Below are 15,276 nucleotides of genomic sequence, written 5' to 3' on the forward strand. Positions count from 1 at the left end.
GCGAGTACTAAAAAGTACTTACCAAAATTAGTGAAGCCTAAAGCTTCTCTGAACAATGCTAAATAACACTCAATACTAGCCAAGATATATTTGAGGCAAATGCTGCAGTGCATTTGCCTTTTTTATGATAAAAAATACGCTAGTTTCCTTCATTTTCAGCCAACAATAAAGAGAGCACTTAATGAGCAGAGCAAAATCAACCTTAGAACAATGGCGAATAGTCCAAGCTGTTGTTGATTTTGGCGGCTATGCTCAAGCGGCAGAAAAACTCAACAAAAGCCAATCATCGTTAAATCATGCCGTGGCCAAGTTACAACATCAATTGGGGATCAATCTACTCGAAGTCAAAGGTCGAAAAGCATATTTAACTGAGCAAGGTGAAGTGTTATTGCGTCGCTCTCGCCACCTAACTCAATCTGTTGAAGAACTTGAACAACTGGCCTCAAATTTAGGCCAAGGTTGGGAACCTAACCTCACTATTGCCAGAGAAATTGTTTACCCAATGGACAATCTTGTGGAATCATTGAGAGAATTTTTACCGGACAGCCGTGGTACTCGGGTAACCATTATTGATTCTGTTATTTCCGGAACCCACGAACTTATCAATAATAATCAAGCTGATATTGCTATTTGTGCCACCGCACCTAAAGGCCATATATCTGAACCATTATGTGAATTAAGTTTTGAACTGGTTTGCCATCCAGATCATCCTCTGGCAACACTGACTTTAATTGAAGATGACAAGCAATTAGCCCAGCACCTACAAATTGTCATTAAAGATACCGGAATTAATGCCAGTAACGATATTGGGTGGTTAAAAGCAGAACAACGTTGGACCGTCTCTAACTTTCACGAAGCAAAGAGTATTCTGGCCCGTAATATTGGCTTTTGTTGGATACCTAGCTTTTTAGTTGAACAAGAAATTGCCAATAAACAGCTTATCCGCTTACATTTACGTGGCAGTTATCAGCGCAAAATAATGCTTAACTTGGTCATTCCCAATCGAGATCAACAAGGACCCGCCTGTAAATTATTAGAAAGCCTCATTTTGAAACAACATGATTTACCCTTTAATGGCTAATGCTGAGCAGCAGAGGTTATTTGTTAAGTCGCTGAAGATACTCACAATACAATTAATAATACGAGTTTCACGTTCCGATTAACAGATGAGCCAATGTTTGAGTTGGTCGTGAACAGGTTGAATGGATTAAATCAGCAGGAGGTGCTGAAGGACTACACATAAATTTCAATCGATTGATATTGGTCGCGTTCTGATGAAGATAAAGACGTTTGTATTTGACGATTAGAGTCTCGTTCGTCATTACTGTTATTATTTATCGCTGCATTATTTGTAACTGTATTATTAGCAAGACCATTATTAACCAATGCCTCATTACCCTGTGCTGCAGATACAGGACGCTTAGACGACGATGAATTGATATTTGCGTTATCAATACCATGTGTTGTGTCTATTTTCAAAACACTACTATTTGGCGCGATAGAGTTGTTTGAGTTAGTTGCTGGAGTCAATGGCTGTTGATTCTGTGCGCGAGTAAAAATATTGCCGCTCTCAGCTGAGGTTTGATTATTCAGTGTTGATCCAGTATCTTGCTGGCGGTCTTGTATCAACTGTTTATGTGCTTCATTCATGTTTTGTAGCGCTTGCGCAGCCACACGAATATCTGCCATTGATGGTTGCACTGGCGCCATCGCTGCCGCATATACCTTCTGCATTTTACTTAATGTTGCTTTAGGATCGCCTGAAACAGGCGACACATCAATACTCACCTCACCTTCTACGGCATAACGCCGGCCGTCTGGCCCTTTTTCATATTGATAACTAGGGCTCTGAGTTAAACTACCGCCCACTGCTGCATGAGCTTGTTCGTGAGTTTTAACCTCGGTATCTCGTTGTACAAGTTGTTCAATCTGCTTTGTTTGAGCTTGTTCTATTTGCTGTTGCTTTTTTACAATCTGTTGCTCAACTTGCTGTGTAGCTGTTTCATCTTGATTATTTGATGCCTGAGGAGCTGATTGTGAATCAGACTCAGCAGCAAAGGGATCCGCTACTGTGTCATTTGTTGCCGCAATAGTTCTAACCACTGGCTGTTGCGTATTTGCCGCATCACTTGAAATATTAGTTGTAACATCTGCACTGACTGATTTTTCAGCAAGTGTGACTGCAGGCACGGATGAATTATTCAATACGCCAGCCAGATTCGCAGGACCGCTCTTTAGGTTATAACTGTTAAGTGGATCAGAACCGACAATTTTATAAGATTGAGTTTTGTCTGCTGCAGCAGTTTGACTCGCTGTAGCTTGAGCCGTTTGTGGCTGATAAGCGTGTTGTTGAGAAGTGAAGTTTTGACCGACATCAGTATTGATAGATTTGGTACTGATTGGATTAATACTAGTGGGTTTAATATGACTAGTAGTTTCAATAGCAGAGATTTTAAGACTGTTGTTTGCAACGCTACTGGTGTGAATAGCTGCTGCGGATATTGTATTGTGATGGGCAGCATTAATGAATGAACCAATGTTAGCAGAAACCATTGGCGCACTCATGTTTACACTTCTATATCAATCAAACTACCCACTGTTTCAGAAGCCTCTTCAATCACTCGTGTTGAAGCTTGAGCTTGATTCGATGATTGAGTTGCAGAGACTAAAGCTGCTGTGGTGTCAGTTTGATCAACTGCACGTGAACTAAGTGTCACAGTATCTTGAGTTGATGCATTAGCGACTGCTGGCTTTTGCTGATCTGGCGTTGCTACAGATGTTGTTGCTTGCGCTAAACCTTGCTGAGCACTTTGTAAACCTTGTAAACCAGATGAATACGCTGATTGAACTTGCATAATGACGACTCCTGATCATAAAAACTTTCATTTAGTATGATCTAAACCGACTAATATGTACAGTTTATAAGCAAACCAATCTTAAACTTTAATCATTATTCCAGCCCATCTCCCAATCTTTCCATACCGGATTCAATCCTCGTCGCCTCATTTGGATTATCACTTGCTCTGCAGAGCGATTATCACTGATCTCAAATTGATCAAGTTGGCTGTCAGGTGTCATGTAGCCTCCTGGTTGGGTTGAACTTCCGGCACTCATGTGAGTAATTCCAAGTGGCAGTAAATTATCTCTTAACGACGGCAGTTCACGTGTTGATAAACTGATTTCAAGTTGCGGATTAAACAACCTAAATGCACAGATCAATTGCACTAATCCGGCATCGGTTAATTCAACCTTAGGTGAAATACCACCAGTGCATGGACGTAAGCGAGGTAATGAAATACTGTAACGATTACGCCAGTAGGTTTTTTCTAGATAATCAAGATGATACCCCATTAATAATGCATCGAGTCGCCAATCATCTAACCCAAGTAATACCCCTAAACCTATTTTATCGATCCCTGCTTTTGCGACTCGATCTGGGGTATCTAAGCGATAAACGAAATCTTGTTTTTTACCGCGAGTATGATGTTTTGAATAAGTTTGAGGCCGGTAAGTTTCTTGGTATACCATAACGGCATCAACACCTAACTTACCAAGACGCTGATATTGTTCTGTTTCCAATGGTTGAACTTCCATTGCCACGTAATTAAAAGCCTTACTAACTAACGGTAACACCGACTCAAAATACCCCATTCCAACTTTAGTTTCGTGTTCACCAGACACCAGCAATATCGAATCGAAGCCACGTTGTTTGATAATAGCCATTTCTGCTGTGAGTTCATCACTGTTAAGGGTTTTACGCTTAACCTTATTGCTCATGCTAAAGCCACAATAATCACATTCATTGGCGCACAGATTTGATAAATACAAGGGTAAGAAAAGACCGATATTGGCACCGAATCGCTTTCGAGTCAGCTGAACTGCTTGCTGCGCCATCGGTTCAATATATGGCATTGCGGCAGGAGATAATAGTGCCAACAAGCTATCAAGATTGCCGTTTGGATTTTGCAAAGCCAATTCAACGTCTTTGGCGGTAGTCGAATACAATTTCATCGATAATGCATCGGGGGCTAATTGCGTAAATACGCTTGAATATGACATGCTAACCCTCCTTGATGTTCACTGACTGCGTCAGTGAATTGATTGATGCTTCTGTCAGAAATCCGGTTAATGGACTGGTTGCATCGGCGTGATGATTCACAGCCCCTAATCCTGCAAGAAAGGCTTGTCTTCCTGTCGCGACCGCATCAGCAAAGCATTTCGCCATTTGCTGAGGATAAGCACTACTTGCAATCGCGGTATTAACCAATACGGCTGCGGCCCCCATTTCCATTGCTCTGCAAGCTTGCGAGGGTGCACCAATTCCCGCATCAATGATCACTGGTATGCAGGCTTGTTCGATGATAATGCGTAAAAAGGTTTCCGTGGCCAGGCCTTGGTTACTGCCAATGGGGCTACCAAGAGGCATCACTGCGGCGCAGCCGACTTCTTCTAATCGGCGACATAACACAGGATCGGCATGCACATAAGGCATGACAATATAGCCTTGCTCGCATAATTGTTGAGCCGCGATTAATGTTTCAATAGGATCTGGCATGAGATATTTAGGATCTGGATGAATTTCAAGTTTAATCCATTTAGTGCCAAGTATTTCATAAGCCAGTTCGGCAGCAAAAATAGCTTCTTTGGCATTACGCGCACCCGCGGTATTAGGTAATAACTTTACCCCCATACTTTGCAGCGGCCCGAGTAAATTGTCATGGCCGCGGGTTAAATCAATCCGCTTCATCGCCAAGGTAACTAACTGCGATCCCGAACTGTTTATAGCTTGTAACATAGTGTTGTGATCTGAAAATTTTCCCGTCCCGGTGAATAATCGAGACGAAAATTGATGATCGGCTATCGTTAACATTATTAACCTCCAGCAACGGCAGAAAAAACCGTAATATTATCGTTCGCTTGACACAATACGTGCACCCATCGGCTTCGTGGTACAACACTATCGTTGACGACTATGGCGACCGCTTGAGTGGGTAGATCACTTAAAATCAGTAATTCGGCCAAATTCAAATTAGCCCGAACGATTTGTTCGACCCCATTGAGTTGCAAGGCAATCTGAGAGTGGCAATTAATATGCGTCATTGGGCTGCTCCGAAAGCTGAGTGACTGACTGCTGATGACATACTGCACACTCAGGATCTTGGCTCATGTGGGCATGCTGCCAATGTAAGTTTTTAGCATTAAAGCAATGTAAAATACCGTATTGAGTGAAGGTATTACTAAGATGTTGTATGCCCACCAGCGCTTGCATACTGGCAATAATGCCCGCAGCAGGCCCAAGAACTCCTGCTCGAGTACAATTTTGCGTAATCGTCATATCAAGTGGATATAAACAACGATAACAGCCGCTATTTGGGTGTAAATTAGAGCCTGAGTCTGAAAAATCAATACAAAATAGTTGTCCTTGATAGCCACTGATTGCGCCACTAACCAAAGTCAATTTCTGTTCAACGCAGAGTTGATTAATAAGCTGCCGTGTCTTGAAATTATCAGTGCAGTCAAATACTAAAGGCTTGGTTACTTTTCGCTTGATAAGCTGATAAAAATGCTGGGCAGTCACTTTTTCCGCGATAGTATTGATGTTGATTTCAGGGTAAGCACGATTAAGCACTCTTTTAGTAACAGCAACTTTGGTTTGGCCAATATCTGTGGCAGTAAATAATAGCTGCCGTGGCAAGTTAGATAGTTCAATAACATCATGGTCAATCAACAACATATGCTGAACACCTGCCGCCGCGAGGTAATGAGCGACTAGATGCCCTAATCCGCCCATGCCAATAATGACGACCGAACTATTCATAATGGCGAGTTGGCCAGTCTCGCCAATATCACTGAGTAACATGGTGCGTGAGTACTGGATATACTGCTGATCCGATAGTATATTCATCTCACCTCCGCAGAGACACTCGGTTTCGATAATGATCGCGTCAACTGTAACCACTTATGATTTAACGCTTGATAAGCTTTAGCGGGATCTGCAGCAGCGCTCACGGCCCTGACAACCGCAACATCACCCACCCCAGTCATGGCAATGACCTCAAGATTACTGAGATTAATTCCGCCAATCGCTACCGTTGGATAATGACGCGAAAATAAGCTGACATAACGTGTAAGCTTAGTGATCCCTTGGGGGGCTGATGGCATTTGTTTCGTGGTGGTAGCAAAAATATGCCCCAGGGCAATATAGGAAGGTGAGTATTGGTGAGCTAACAAGGCTTCAAAATAACTGTGGCTCGATAACCCTAATGCCATTCCAGCTGCAGCTATCGCGGTTAAATCTGCAGTCGCCAAATCTTCTTGGCCTAAGTGAACCCCAAACGCACCGTGTTTAACCGCCAGTTGCCAATGATCATTGATAAATAACTGAGCATGAAACTCTCGACCCAGTTTAATCACCTCAATAATATTAGTTTCGAGTGTTAATCGCTGCAGACTGTCCGAACAAGTGTCGCTATCGAGTTTAGTGCGATATTGAATGGTTTTGCAGCCAGCTGATAGCAGCTGTTTGAGTATATTTAGATCATCAACAACAGGATAAATACCGAGTGGTTTTAGCAGCGATTTAAAGTCATTATGGGCTGTGTGTTTAAATGAAGCTTGAGCGAGATCGTCTGATGTAATCAAGTTGATTAACGGCATAGCCTGTAAATCATCGGGCCAACCGGTACGGGCTAAAATCCCAGGACCTTGCCCTAGACTGAAACCTAATGCTAAGCCCTTATTGACATAAGCTTTTGCCAACACAATAGCATCATGGATCACGAAGTCATGGGCAATAAAACACGCTATTGCAGATGATAAAGTGCAACCACTGCCATGATTGTTATTAGTGACTATCCGCTGACTGCTTAACATAAACACTGCATTACTGTGTGCAACACTGGCGCCTAGCACGCTTGAACTGACATAAATATCTGTCGCATCGTGCTGCCAATGAGCATCACCACCTTTGGCGAGTACATGGCATTTAAATATATTTGATAACCACTTAGCGTCATTAATCATCTGCAGTTGCAGAGTCCTCATGGGATCGATCTCAAGCGATGATTCGAGATTAAGGTTATCATTTCGATGTTGCGCTAAAACGCAATGATGACATAAGCGACCTAACTCATGCTGATTAGGGGTTAATAAGTCAATTAAGCCAATGAGAGGACTAAAATCGAGATCCATAGGATTAAAGCTGGCACCACTACTGGCGACCATCACAGGATCAAGCACCACAAAAGGAGCCATATTTAGTCTAGATCGTATCTGGGTTAACCAATCAGCCAAAATGTTTACCTGTGCTTGGGATGCCAACAGGCCAATTTTAATCGCTACCGGCGGCAGATCTGCACATAAGCTGGTCAACTGAGCCAGTAACATGGATTCAGAAACAGTTTCAACAAGACTTACACTGACTGAGTTTTGCGCAGTTAATGTGGTTATTACGCTACACCCGTGACATGACAAGTCTTGCATGGTGAGTAAATCAGCTTGAATCCCCGCACCTCCACCACTGTCTGAACCGGCTATGGTCCAGACAATGGGTGGGGTTTGCGTTATGGATTCAGTGACAAATGTCGATGAATTCATGATAGTTATTCAACCTCTACCGCTAAGTCGGTATCAACTTGTGCTGCTGGTTTGACGGCGTGATACAGCGCCGATCCCGACGCTTTGAACTCAGCCGACTTTTGCGCCATAGCCTCGGACGGATTTATGGCTTGAGCCATAGGTTGAGTTTGATAAGCACTAGCAGCAGAGACTTCAATCTTAAGTGCTTCTGCTTGTTGAAGATTCGCGGCATATTCACGCACTTCGTGGGTTATTTTCATCGAGCAAAATTTAGGCCCACACATTGAACAAAAATGAGCCACTTTTGCTGATTCTTGTGGTAACGATTCGTCGTGGTAAGCACGAGCGGTATCAGGATCAAGGCCTAGGTTGTATTGATCTTCCCAACGGAATTCAAAGCGGGCTTTGGATAACGCATTATCACGCACTTGTGCACCTGGATGACCTTTAGCGACATCAGCAGCATGAGCTGCAATCTTGTAGGCAATTAAGCCTTGTTTTACATCTTCTTTGTTAGGTAAGCCTAAGTGTTCTTTGGGGGTGACGTAACACAACATCGCCACGCCATACCAAGCCATCATGGCAGCGCCAATCCCTGAGGTGAAGTGATCATAACCCGGCGCGATATCGGTAGTTTGTGGGCCTAAGGTGTAAAAAGGCGCTTCATCACAAAGAGCTAATTGCTTTTCCATATTGACTTTAATCAACTGCATTGGCACATGACCAGGGCCTTCGATGATGGTTTGCACATCATATTCCCATGCAATTTTAACCAATTCGCCTAGGGTTTCTAATTCTGCAAATTGAGCTTCATCATTGGCATCGGCAATTGAACCGGGGCGCATACCATCGCCTAACGACAAGGACACATCGTATTGGGCGCAAATCTGGCAAATATCGCGAAAATGCTCATATAAGAAACTTTCTTGATGGTGGCTTAAACACCACTTAGCCATAATTGAACCGCCACGCGACACAATACCGGTAAGGCGTTTGGCGGTCATGGGTACATAACGCAATAACACCCCAGCATGGATGGTAAAATAATCTACTCCCTGCTCGGCTTGTTCTATTAGCGTATCTCTAAATACCGCCCAACTGAGATCTTCGGCAACGCCATTAACCTTTTCTAATGCTTGATAAATCGGCACAGTACCAATTGGCACAGGCGAATTACGGATAAGCCACTCACGGGTTTCATGGATATAACGTCCGGTCGACAAGTCCATGACGGTATCGGCCCCCCAACGAGTTGACCACACCAGTTTTTCCACTTCTTCTTCAATTGACGATGTCACCGCCGAATTACCAATATTGGCATTCACCTTCACCAAAAAATTACGCCCAATAATCATAGGTTCGGTTTCAGGATGGTTAATATTGAGTGGGATAATCGCTCGACCTCGAGCGACTTCATCGCGGACAAACTCAGGAGTGATCAGCTGACCAATATGCGCACCAAAAGCCTCTCCTGGTGCCTTTTGAGTCAATACGGTGTCAGTTACCTCAGCACGAGCCATGTTTTCACGAATGGCAATGTATTCCATTTCAGGGGTAACAATACCTTGGCGAGCATAATGCATTTGGGTCACGCATTTGCCCGGCTTGGCTCGTTTCGGCGCAACTAGGGCATCAAAACGCAAGTGATCTAAGCCATCATCAGCAAGTCGCTGTTGAGTAAAACCTGAACTTGCACCGGTTAATTGCTCGGTATCTTGTCGCTCATCAATCCATGCTTGACGGATTTTAGCTAAACCTTGACGCACATTAATATCGGCAAGGGGATCAGAATAAGCGCCAGCACAGTCATAGACCCTGATAGGTGGATTGGCTTGTTTAATGGGCTTTGCATCGGTACCGCCAATGACGGTTTCAGTTTGATTAACCTGACGCATAGCGACGTTGATGTCTGCACGACTACCCGTTAAATAGACTTTTTCAGAATTAGGATGTTGTAACGGTTTAAGGGTATCAATAAATTGTTGAGCATTAGCTCGAGTTTGACGACGGTTTGGATTTGACATTAGCAACCTCATTATTAAGAGTAGAGTTGCTTGTCTGGAGAGGTGTTGATAGCAGAAGTAAACAATAAAAATACTATCGCTTACGTCAATAACCACATAGAAAAATACTAAAGTAATAACTTAACTGGACATATAAACCGATAAAAAACTCAGAGGTAAACGTCCATTTACTGTCTTGTTAAAACGTTATTATCTTCCCAATAATAATGATTATTACGCTTGTTTCCTTCGCAGGTTCTAGCCTGATCAGGTTCAACGGATCCCGAATAAACGGTCTCAGCCATAATGGCACTCCGACAAGATGTGCGTCAGTATAGGCAAGCTTTAAACAAAATATCAAGCCCTAACTATCATCTATTGCTATGACATCTATGAGTTAACATGCCGGCATTAGTTTAGCTTTATCCCTTATCTATCGTATTCACTCAACACTTGATGCATATATTTATAAAGGTGCGACATCATGTCGCACTCTTCATATTTATTAGCAGGTTATAATTTATTAAGGTGAACAATCTCCTTTGAAATTAACTCATCAAAGGTTTATAAAAAAACAATAAAGGTGATAGCTTTGACTCACAAAGTAATGCAAACCATTAAATTAACGAATAACGCCCCATGGGCTTACTCATCAATTGCATTGGCAGTAACACTGGCCATAACGCCGCAAGTAAGAGCTGAATCGTATGACATACAAAACAGCCAAGGTGTTGAACATGTCAAAGTACAAGGACAGCAAACAACACATAAAGACCTACTAGGTTCGGCTGAAAACCTCTTAAAAAAGCAAGGCGTCGATTTCTCTGAAGCTGGCGGTGTGTCATCCTTACCCATCTTAAACGGCATGATGGGCGATCGGATAAAAATCCTTATCGATGGTAGTGACATCACTTCATCATGTGCAAACCAGATGAACCCGCCGCTTTCATATGTATCTGCAAATCAAATCAGTTCAACGCAAGTCGTCGCGGGAGTCTCTCCGGTAAGTGCTGGCGGTGATAATATTGCTGGTGTGATAAAAATCAGCAGTTTAAACCCACTGTTCACTGATAGCGACGCTGTAACATGGCACAGTGGTAATGTTTCTAGTGGTTATCGCAGTACCGATGATGCTTTTCTTGCTGGCGTCAATGCCACCGTTGCCAGTAAAACGTTAAGTTTTAGCTATCAAGGGTCATTTGAAGATGCCAACAGTTATACCGATGGTCATGGCGATAAAGTACTCGACACCCTATATCAATCTCAAAACCATGCGCTAACGGCAGCTTGGCAAGATGAGACCCAACAAGTAGCCATTAAGCTCACTCATCAACATATTCCTTATCAGGGTTTCGCTAACCAATATATGGATATGACTAACAATGACAGCTATGGAGCGTTAGTGCGTTATCAGCGTTCACTAGAAAATGATGCCGAGTTTACAGCACAAGCCAATTGGCACAGCGTCGAACATGAAATGGGATTCTTTACTGACGAAAAAACCGGCAAGATGCCGATGGAAACCAAAGGAAAAGATTATAGCTACCAGTTGCATTGGCAATTACCCATAAGTTCAGACAGTACCTTGTTGATTGGACAAGAATATTATGTTTATCAACTTGACGATACTTGGCCCGCTATCGAAGGTTCATCTATGATGGGACCTAATGATTATGTCAATATTAATGACGGCAAGCGTCAACGTGCTGCTCTTTATGGTGAATGGCAACACACTCTAAATAGTCGTTGGTGGTTATCAGCTGGCGTCCGATATGAATACGTGTCAACAAACGCTGCTGAAGTACAACCCTATAACACTATGGCGATGATGGGCATGACCAATGTCAATGCCATAGCCGCAGATGAATTTAACAGCCTTTATCGTAAGCGTAATGACAATATTATCGACGCTACTCTTCTGGCTCGATATCAATTGAGTGACACTGAAGTCATAGAGGTTGGTTTAGCGAGAAAAAGCCGAGCGCCAAATTTATATGAACGTTACAGTTGGGGTCAAAGCACCATGGCAACAACCATGATCGGTTGGTTTGGTGATGGAAATGGCTATATAGGTAACCCAAACCTCAATGCCGAAACAGCACATACCTTAAGTACAGCCTATAAATTGGTACAAGATGACTTAGCCTTCAGCGCTACCGCTTGGTACAGCAAAATAAATGATTATATTGATGCCGATGAGGTTGGTAGTTTTAACAAAACGCCCATGACCAATACTCGCCGCAATATTTTACAGTTTACCAATGTTAATGCGACTCTGTTTGGTGCACGTATTGATGCAGAATACCAACTAGCAGAAAACCGCAGCGGTAAATGGCTCATGGTTGCTAATGCCACTGCCACTCACGGCGAAAGAGATAACGGTCACGAGCCTCTGTATCAAATAAAGCCATTACAAACTGAACTTGCTCTTCACCAAGAACTTGGTGATTGGAAAAATAGCCTCAGCTGGCAATGGGTCGCGAGCAAAGATCGCGTTGATAGTCAGCGCTTAGAAAATACAACCAACAGTTACTCTCTGCTTAACTTAAGCAGCAGTATCCATTGGCAAGGTGCAACAATGACTGTCGCCGTGAAAAACTTACTCGATGAATATTATCAACTGCCTTTAGGCGGGGTCAGTATTGCACAATACAAAACAGACAACAGTAACGGCTTTGAACAAATAGCCGGAGCTGGACGATCGCTTGAATTGAATATTAATTACGCATTCTAGTGCTGGGTAGATACTAGCGAAAAAGTATCGATTACAATTACCTTAAGCCGTCGAGATCACACTGCTTAGCTATATATTTTCAGTATTAAAAGCACCCACTATGGCCGGAACTGAGTGGGTGCTGCTGAACAGCGGTGATAGTTATCAATAATGGCAACAGCCAAGATGCGATATAACCTCTAATGAATTATGTTTAAATAAATAAAATTTAGCTTTTAGAGGGAGTCGTCAGCCAAGACGCTACAATTCATACTGCGGTTAATTGTATGCAAAATAAACTCGATAAAGCGGCTTACTTGATGGGTAGGATTTAGATGTCACCTACCCTAAGGATAATGTTTTGCTTTGCGCCGTAATGGCTATTTACTCAATCTGATGCTGAAATCACTCTGTGGTTATCTCGATTGGCTTAAGCATTCAGCCCCGTCTTAAAATAAAAAAGCCTCTACATTGCTGTAGAGGCTTTTTTATTTATTTGGCGGAGCGGACGGGACTCGAACCCGCGACCCCCGGCGTGACAGGCCGGTATTCTAACCAACTGAACTACCGCTCCAAAACGGTTTGTATACACTTAATAAAACTATCAATATTAAACCAATTACTGTTTATTTTATTAAGTGCAAACAGGTACTTGAATGGCGGAGCGGACGGGACTCGAACCCGCGACCCCCGGCGTGACAGGCCGGTATTCTAACCAACTGAACTACCGCTCCACACAAGTGCGATGAATAATAAAGTTGTGATAATTAATCGTCAACTGTTTTTTAATTGTTTTAGCTCAATTAGTCAAAATTTGCTCAATTGCGCATTTTGTGACTAAAAAAACACTCAAAATATTAGTTTTTATCATCAGGCATAGTCAGGTCAATATCGTCTAAATCAACACTTTCAAGCAGACCCTCTTGGGAATTTTGATTACTTTCAGGATTTTGCTTTAGCCTTTCTTCTGCTGCAGCCATCGCTTTGGCAAGGGTCTGCTTTTTACGCCATATCACTAAGCCCACAACACCGAGCAAAAACAGTATTCCGTTGATGGTAATAATCCAGAACATTGCATTATCTTTAGCCTCTTGCTCTTCAAATCCAGCTTGAATAGCCGCTTTTTCAGCCAGTTCTTCAACCGATGGAGCCGGAGCTGGAGGCTCAATCAAATTAAAAAACATTTCAGGCAAATTCAGGACAATTTCACGACCATCGACAGTCGTGGAGAACGCATGCCCTTGAACACGATAACTGCCATATTCGGTCACTTTCGGTAAAAAGAGAATTTGATTTGCACTGGTCACGGTTTGAACGGTTAAAGGCAGCGATAAACCGGCAGGACCAACTAACTCAAATTCAAAATGTGTTTGCGCCAGTATCACCACGGATTCATCAACCGCTAATTGGACCTGCCATATCTCTTTTAATGGGTCGCTATTAGGCACCATTTTAACCTGTATTGGTTGTGCTGAAAGCTCAAAAGGCATTGTGTATTCGCGCTCAAACACATTATTTCGCGCAGTGACATTAAGCACATAATGACCCGCAGGTTGTTGCAAATTTTGGCTGCCAGTAAAGATGCCATCGTCTGGAACTTCATCAAACAATTCACCATTGTCTTTATATTCGCCAACAATAACAGTACCAGTAGCAAAATTATCGTCAGTAGCAAGGTGTTGACTGGTAAAACGAGCGGTCCATTCCACCATATAGTCTAAACCCGGCATTCTCATGGTTAAATCATCACCTAACAGCCTTGCCGTCACCTTCAAGCGTTCGCCCTGATAAAGAGGCTGAGGTAAAGGTTCCACAGCAATATCTAGTGCAGAAATTTTTTGAATGGTCGATCCTTCCACCACACTGCCTAATAACTGCCAAGGACCAGGCATCGGCTTCTCAATATAAATCATGTCGGCAGCAATACCGTCGACCCACTTGACGGTTTGTGGATGACGATTTGAATACCATTTACTGCCATCGGGTAAAATCACCACAACGGGGGCTGAACCATAGCTCCGTTGGATCACTAATGTGAGATGATCAACCATATGATCAATGCGAAAACGATTTTTTAATTCTGCTGCTTGCGATGCAGCTACCACTGAAGCTTGGGCAGTAGATTGCCAAACCAAGATGATACTTAGCAAAAATAAATAAGAAATCGCTAGATAACCGGCACGAATGGCACTCATAAAAGTTGGTTTACCCTCTCCAGAGACATTTACCTGACTTCTCAATGAGATCAAGTCGTTGTTCGTGTAATAGTAATTCATCGGCTGACGCGCCAACGACTTTAAGATTAAACGCTGCAGGATCGATATTTTTTATCCCGCCGCCCTCTTGACCCGCTTTTACATTAGACAAATTAAACTTAATTTGTCCACCGGTCATGATTAAATAAACATCAGCGAGAATTTCAGCATCAAGTAACGCCCCATGATAGGTGCGACGTCCATTGTCGATGCCATAACGTCGACACAGTGCATCTAGGTTATTTTTTTGGCCAGGATGTAACCTTTTGGCAATGGCTAAACTGTCTAAAATACTGCAAATATCTTTGGTTTTGGGACCAATTGGATTGAGTTTGGAAAACTCATGATCCATAAAGCTAACATCGAAGTTAGCGTTATGAGCGACAATTTCAGCACCATCAATAAAATCAATAAAATCTTTGGCGATTTGGTGAAATCGTGGCTCATTGGCAACACGATCATTGGTAATGCCATGCACTTGAATTGCTTCTTCATCAATGGCTTGACCAGGATTAATATATTGATGATAAGTCCTGCCGGTTAAACGGCGATTAATCACCTCAACACAACCAATTTCAATAATGCGATGTCCCACATAAATAGGGCCACCAGCTTGGTTCATACCTGTGGTTTCGGTATCGAGAATAACTTGACGACTTGCACTAGAAATAATGTTCATATTTTTTACTCATTCAGCCCTCGCGTTTGTATAAATTGAGTATACTGG

General features: G+C 42.7%; 12 protein-coding genes, 2 tRNA genes and 1 riboswitch. Of the genes, 2 read left to right on the top strand and 12 right to left on the bottom strand.

Annotation, left to right across the window (positions count from 1 at the left end; translation table 11 throughout):
• Positions 1-181: 181 nt before the first annotated feature.
• Complete coding sequence (locus H5185_RS03750; RefSeq protein ID WP_124018175.1) at positions 182-1,081, top strand: LysR family transcriptional regulator; 900 nt, start codon at positions 182-184, stop codon at positions 1,079-1,081.
• Positions 1,082-1,233: 152 nt separating this feature from the next.
• Here H5185_RS03750 and H5185_RS03755 read toward each other — a convergent pair whose 3' ends face one another.
• The 8 genes from H5185_RS03755 to thiC form a co-directional block, all read right to left on the bottom strand.
• Entirely contained in the window at positions 1,234-2,565 is a 1,332-nt protein-coding gene (locus H5185_RS03755) for a putative metalloprotease CJM1_0395 family protein (protein ID WP_182741381.1), read from the bottom strand.
• A 2-nt stretch (positions 2,566-2,567) separates the two neighbouring features.
• Positions 2,568-2,855 (bottom strand): chemotaxis protein, encoded by a 288-nt coding sequence (locus H5185_RS03760; protein WP_124018173.1) that lies wholly within the window; start codon positions 2,853-2,855, stop codon positions 2,568-2,570.
• Positions 2,856-2,943: 88 nt separating this feature from the next.
• Positions 2,944-4,059: a 2-iminoacetate synthase ThiH gene (gene thiH, locus H5185_RS03765; RefSeq protein ID WP_182723670.1), complete on the bottom strand. Its 1,116-nt coding sequence runs from the start codon at positions 4,057-4,059 to the stop codon at positions 2,944-2,946.
• Between the two features lies 1 nt (position 4,060).
• Positions 4,061-4,870 (bottom strand): thiazole synthase, encoded by an 810-nt coding sequence (locus tag H5185_RS03770; RefSeq protein ID WP_182723669.1) that lies wholly within the window; start codon positions 4,868-4,870, stop codon positions 4,061-4,063.
• 2 nt (positions 4,871-4,872) lie between these two features.
• Positions 4,873-5,100 (bottom strand): sulfur carrier protein ThiS, encoded by a 228-nt coding sequence (gene thiS, locus H5185_RS03775; protein WP_182698557.1) that lies wholly within the window; start codon positions 5,098-5,100, stop codon positions 4,873-4,875.
• A complete protein-coding gene (locus H5185_RS03780) occupies positions 5,087-5,905 on the bottom strand; it encodes a HesA/MoeB/ThiF family protein (RefSeq protein ID WP_182698556.1) in 819 nt (272 codons plus the stop codon). The genes thiS and H5185_RS03780 overlap by 14 nt, the downstream gene beginning before the upstream one ends.
• On the bottom strand, positions 5,902-7,596 hold the full coding sequence (locus H5185_RS03785; RefSeq protein WP_182723668.1) for a bifunctional hydroxymethylpyrimidine kinase/phosphomethylpyrimidine kinase: 1,695 nt from the start codon (positions 7,594-7,596) through the stop codon (positions 5,902-5,904). Before H5185_RS03785 ends, H5185_RS03780 begins: the two co-directional genes overlap by 4 nt.
• Positions 7,597-7,601: 5 nt before the next feature.
• Positions 7,602-9,602 (bottom strand): phosphomethylpyrimidine synthase ThiC, encoded by a 2,001-nt coding sequence (thiC, locus tag H5185_RS03790; RefSeq protein WP_182741382.1) that lies wholly within the window; start codon positions 9,600-9,602, stop codon positions 7,602-7,604.
• A gap of 206 nt (positions 9,603-9,808) precedes the next feature.
• Positions 9,809-9,908: riboswitch (TPP riboswitch) on the bottom strand.
• Between the two features lie 280 nt (positions 9,909-10,188).
• Here thiC and H5185_RS03795 point away from each other — a divergent pair.
• The gene (locus H5185_RS03795; RefSeq protein ID WP_182741407.1) at positions 10,189-12,315 is read left to right on the top strand and encodes a TonB-dependent siderophore receptor; all 2,127 of its coding nucleotides are present in this window, start codon (positions 10,189-10,191) and stop codon (positions 12,313-12,315) included.
• A 476-nt stretch (positions 12,316-12,791) separates the two neighbouring features.
• On the opposite strand, the gene H5185_RS03800 is transcribed toward H5185_RS03795, so the two are convergent.
• The 4 genes from H5185_RS03800 to dnaQ form a co-directional block, all read right to left on the bottom strand.
• Positions 12,792-12,868 (bottom strand) — tRNA-Asp (locus H5185_RS03800).
• A gap of 83 nt (positions 12,869-12,951) precedes the next feature.
• Positions 12,952-13,028: transfer RNA gene (locus H5185_RS03805), tRNA-Asp, on the bottom strand.
• 123 nt (positions 13,029-13,151) lie between these two features.
• Positions 13,152-14,489, bottom strand: coding sequence for a TIGR03503 family protein (locus tag H5185_RS03810; protein ID WP_182741383.1), 1,338 nt, complete (start codon positions 14,487-14,489; stop codon positions 13,152-13,154).
• Positions 14,490-14,499: 10 nt separating this feature from the next.
• Entirely contained in the window at positions 14,500-15,228 is a 729-nt protein-coding gene (gene dnaQ, locus H5185_RS03815) for a DNA polymerase III subunit epsilon (RefSeq protein WP_182741384.1), read from the bottom strand.
• Between the last annotated feature and the right edge of the window lie 48 nt (positions 15,229-15,276).

The sequence above is a fragment of the Shewanella sp. SG44-6 genome (genome assembly GCF_014164185.1).
GTDB lineage: Bacteria > Pseudomonadota > Gammaproteobacteria > Enterobacterales > Shewanellaceae > Shewanella > Shewanella vesiculosa.

Excerpts from the sequence above, each read along its gene's own strand:
- H5185_RS03760 (WP_124018173.1), bottom strand. The coding sequence starts at position 2,855 with ATGCAAGTTCAATCAGCGTATTCATCTGGTTTACAAGGTTTACAAAGT.
- H5185_RS03770 (WP_182723669.1), bottom strand. The coding sequence starts at position 4,870 with ATGTTAACGATAGCCGATCATCAATTTTCGTCTCGATTATTCACCGGG.
- thiC (WP_182741382.1), bottom strand. The coding sequence starts at position 9,602 with ATGTCAAATCCAAACCGTCGTCAAACTCGAGCTAATGCTCAACAATTT.
- H5185_RS03785 (WP_182723668.1), bottom strand. The coding sequence starts at position 7,596 with ATGAATTCATCGACATTTGTCACTGAATCCATAACGCAAACCCCACCC.
- H5185_RS03795 (WP_182741407.1), top strand. The coding sequence starts at position 10,189 with ATGCAAACCATTAAATTAACGAATAACGCCCCATGGGCTTACTCATCA.
- H5185_RS03750 (WP_124018175.1), top strand. The coding sequence starts at position 182 with ATGAGCAGAGCAAAATCAACCTTAGAACAATGGCGAATAGTCCAAGCT.
- H5185_RS03755 (WP_182741381.1), bottom strand. The coding sequence starts at position 2,565 with ATGAGTGCGCCAATGGTTTCTGCTAACATTGGTTCATTCATTAATGCT.
- dnaQ (WP_182741384.1), bottom strand. The coding sequence starts at position 15,228 with ATGAACATTATTTCTAGTGCAAGTCGTCAAGTTATTCTCGATACCGAA.
- H5185_RS03810 (WP_182741383.1), bottom strand. The coding sequence starts at position 14,489 with ATGAGTGCCATTCGTGCCGGTTATCTAGCGATTTCTTATTTATTTTTG.
- H5185_RS03780 (WP_182698556.1), bottom strand. The coding sequence starts at position 5,905 with ATGAATATACTATCGGATCAGCAGTATATCCAGTACTCACGCACCATG.
- thiH (WP_182723670.1), bottom strand. The coding sequence starts at position 4,059 with ATGTCATATTCAAGCGTATTTACGCAATTAGCCCCCGATGCATTATCG.
- thiS (WP_182698557.1), bottom strand. The coding sequence starts at position 5,100 with ATGACGCATATTAATTGCCACTCTCAGATTGCCTTGCAACTCAATGGG.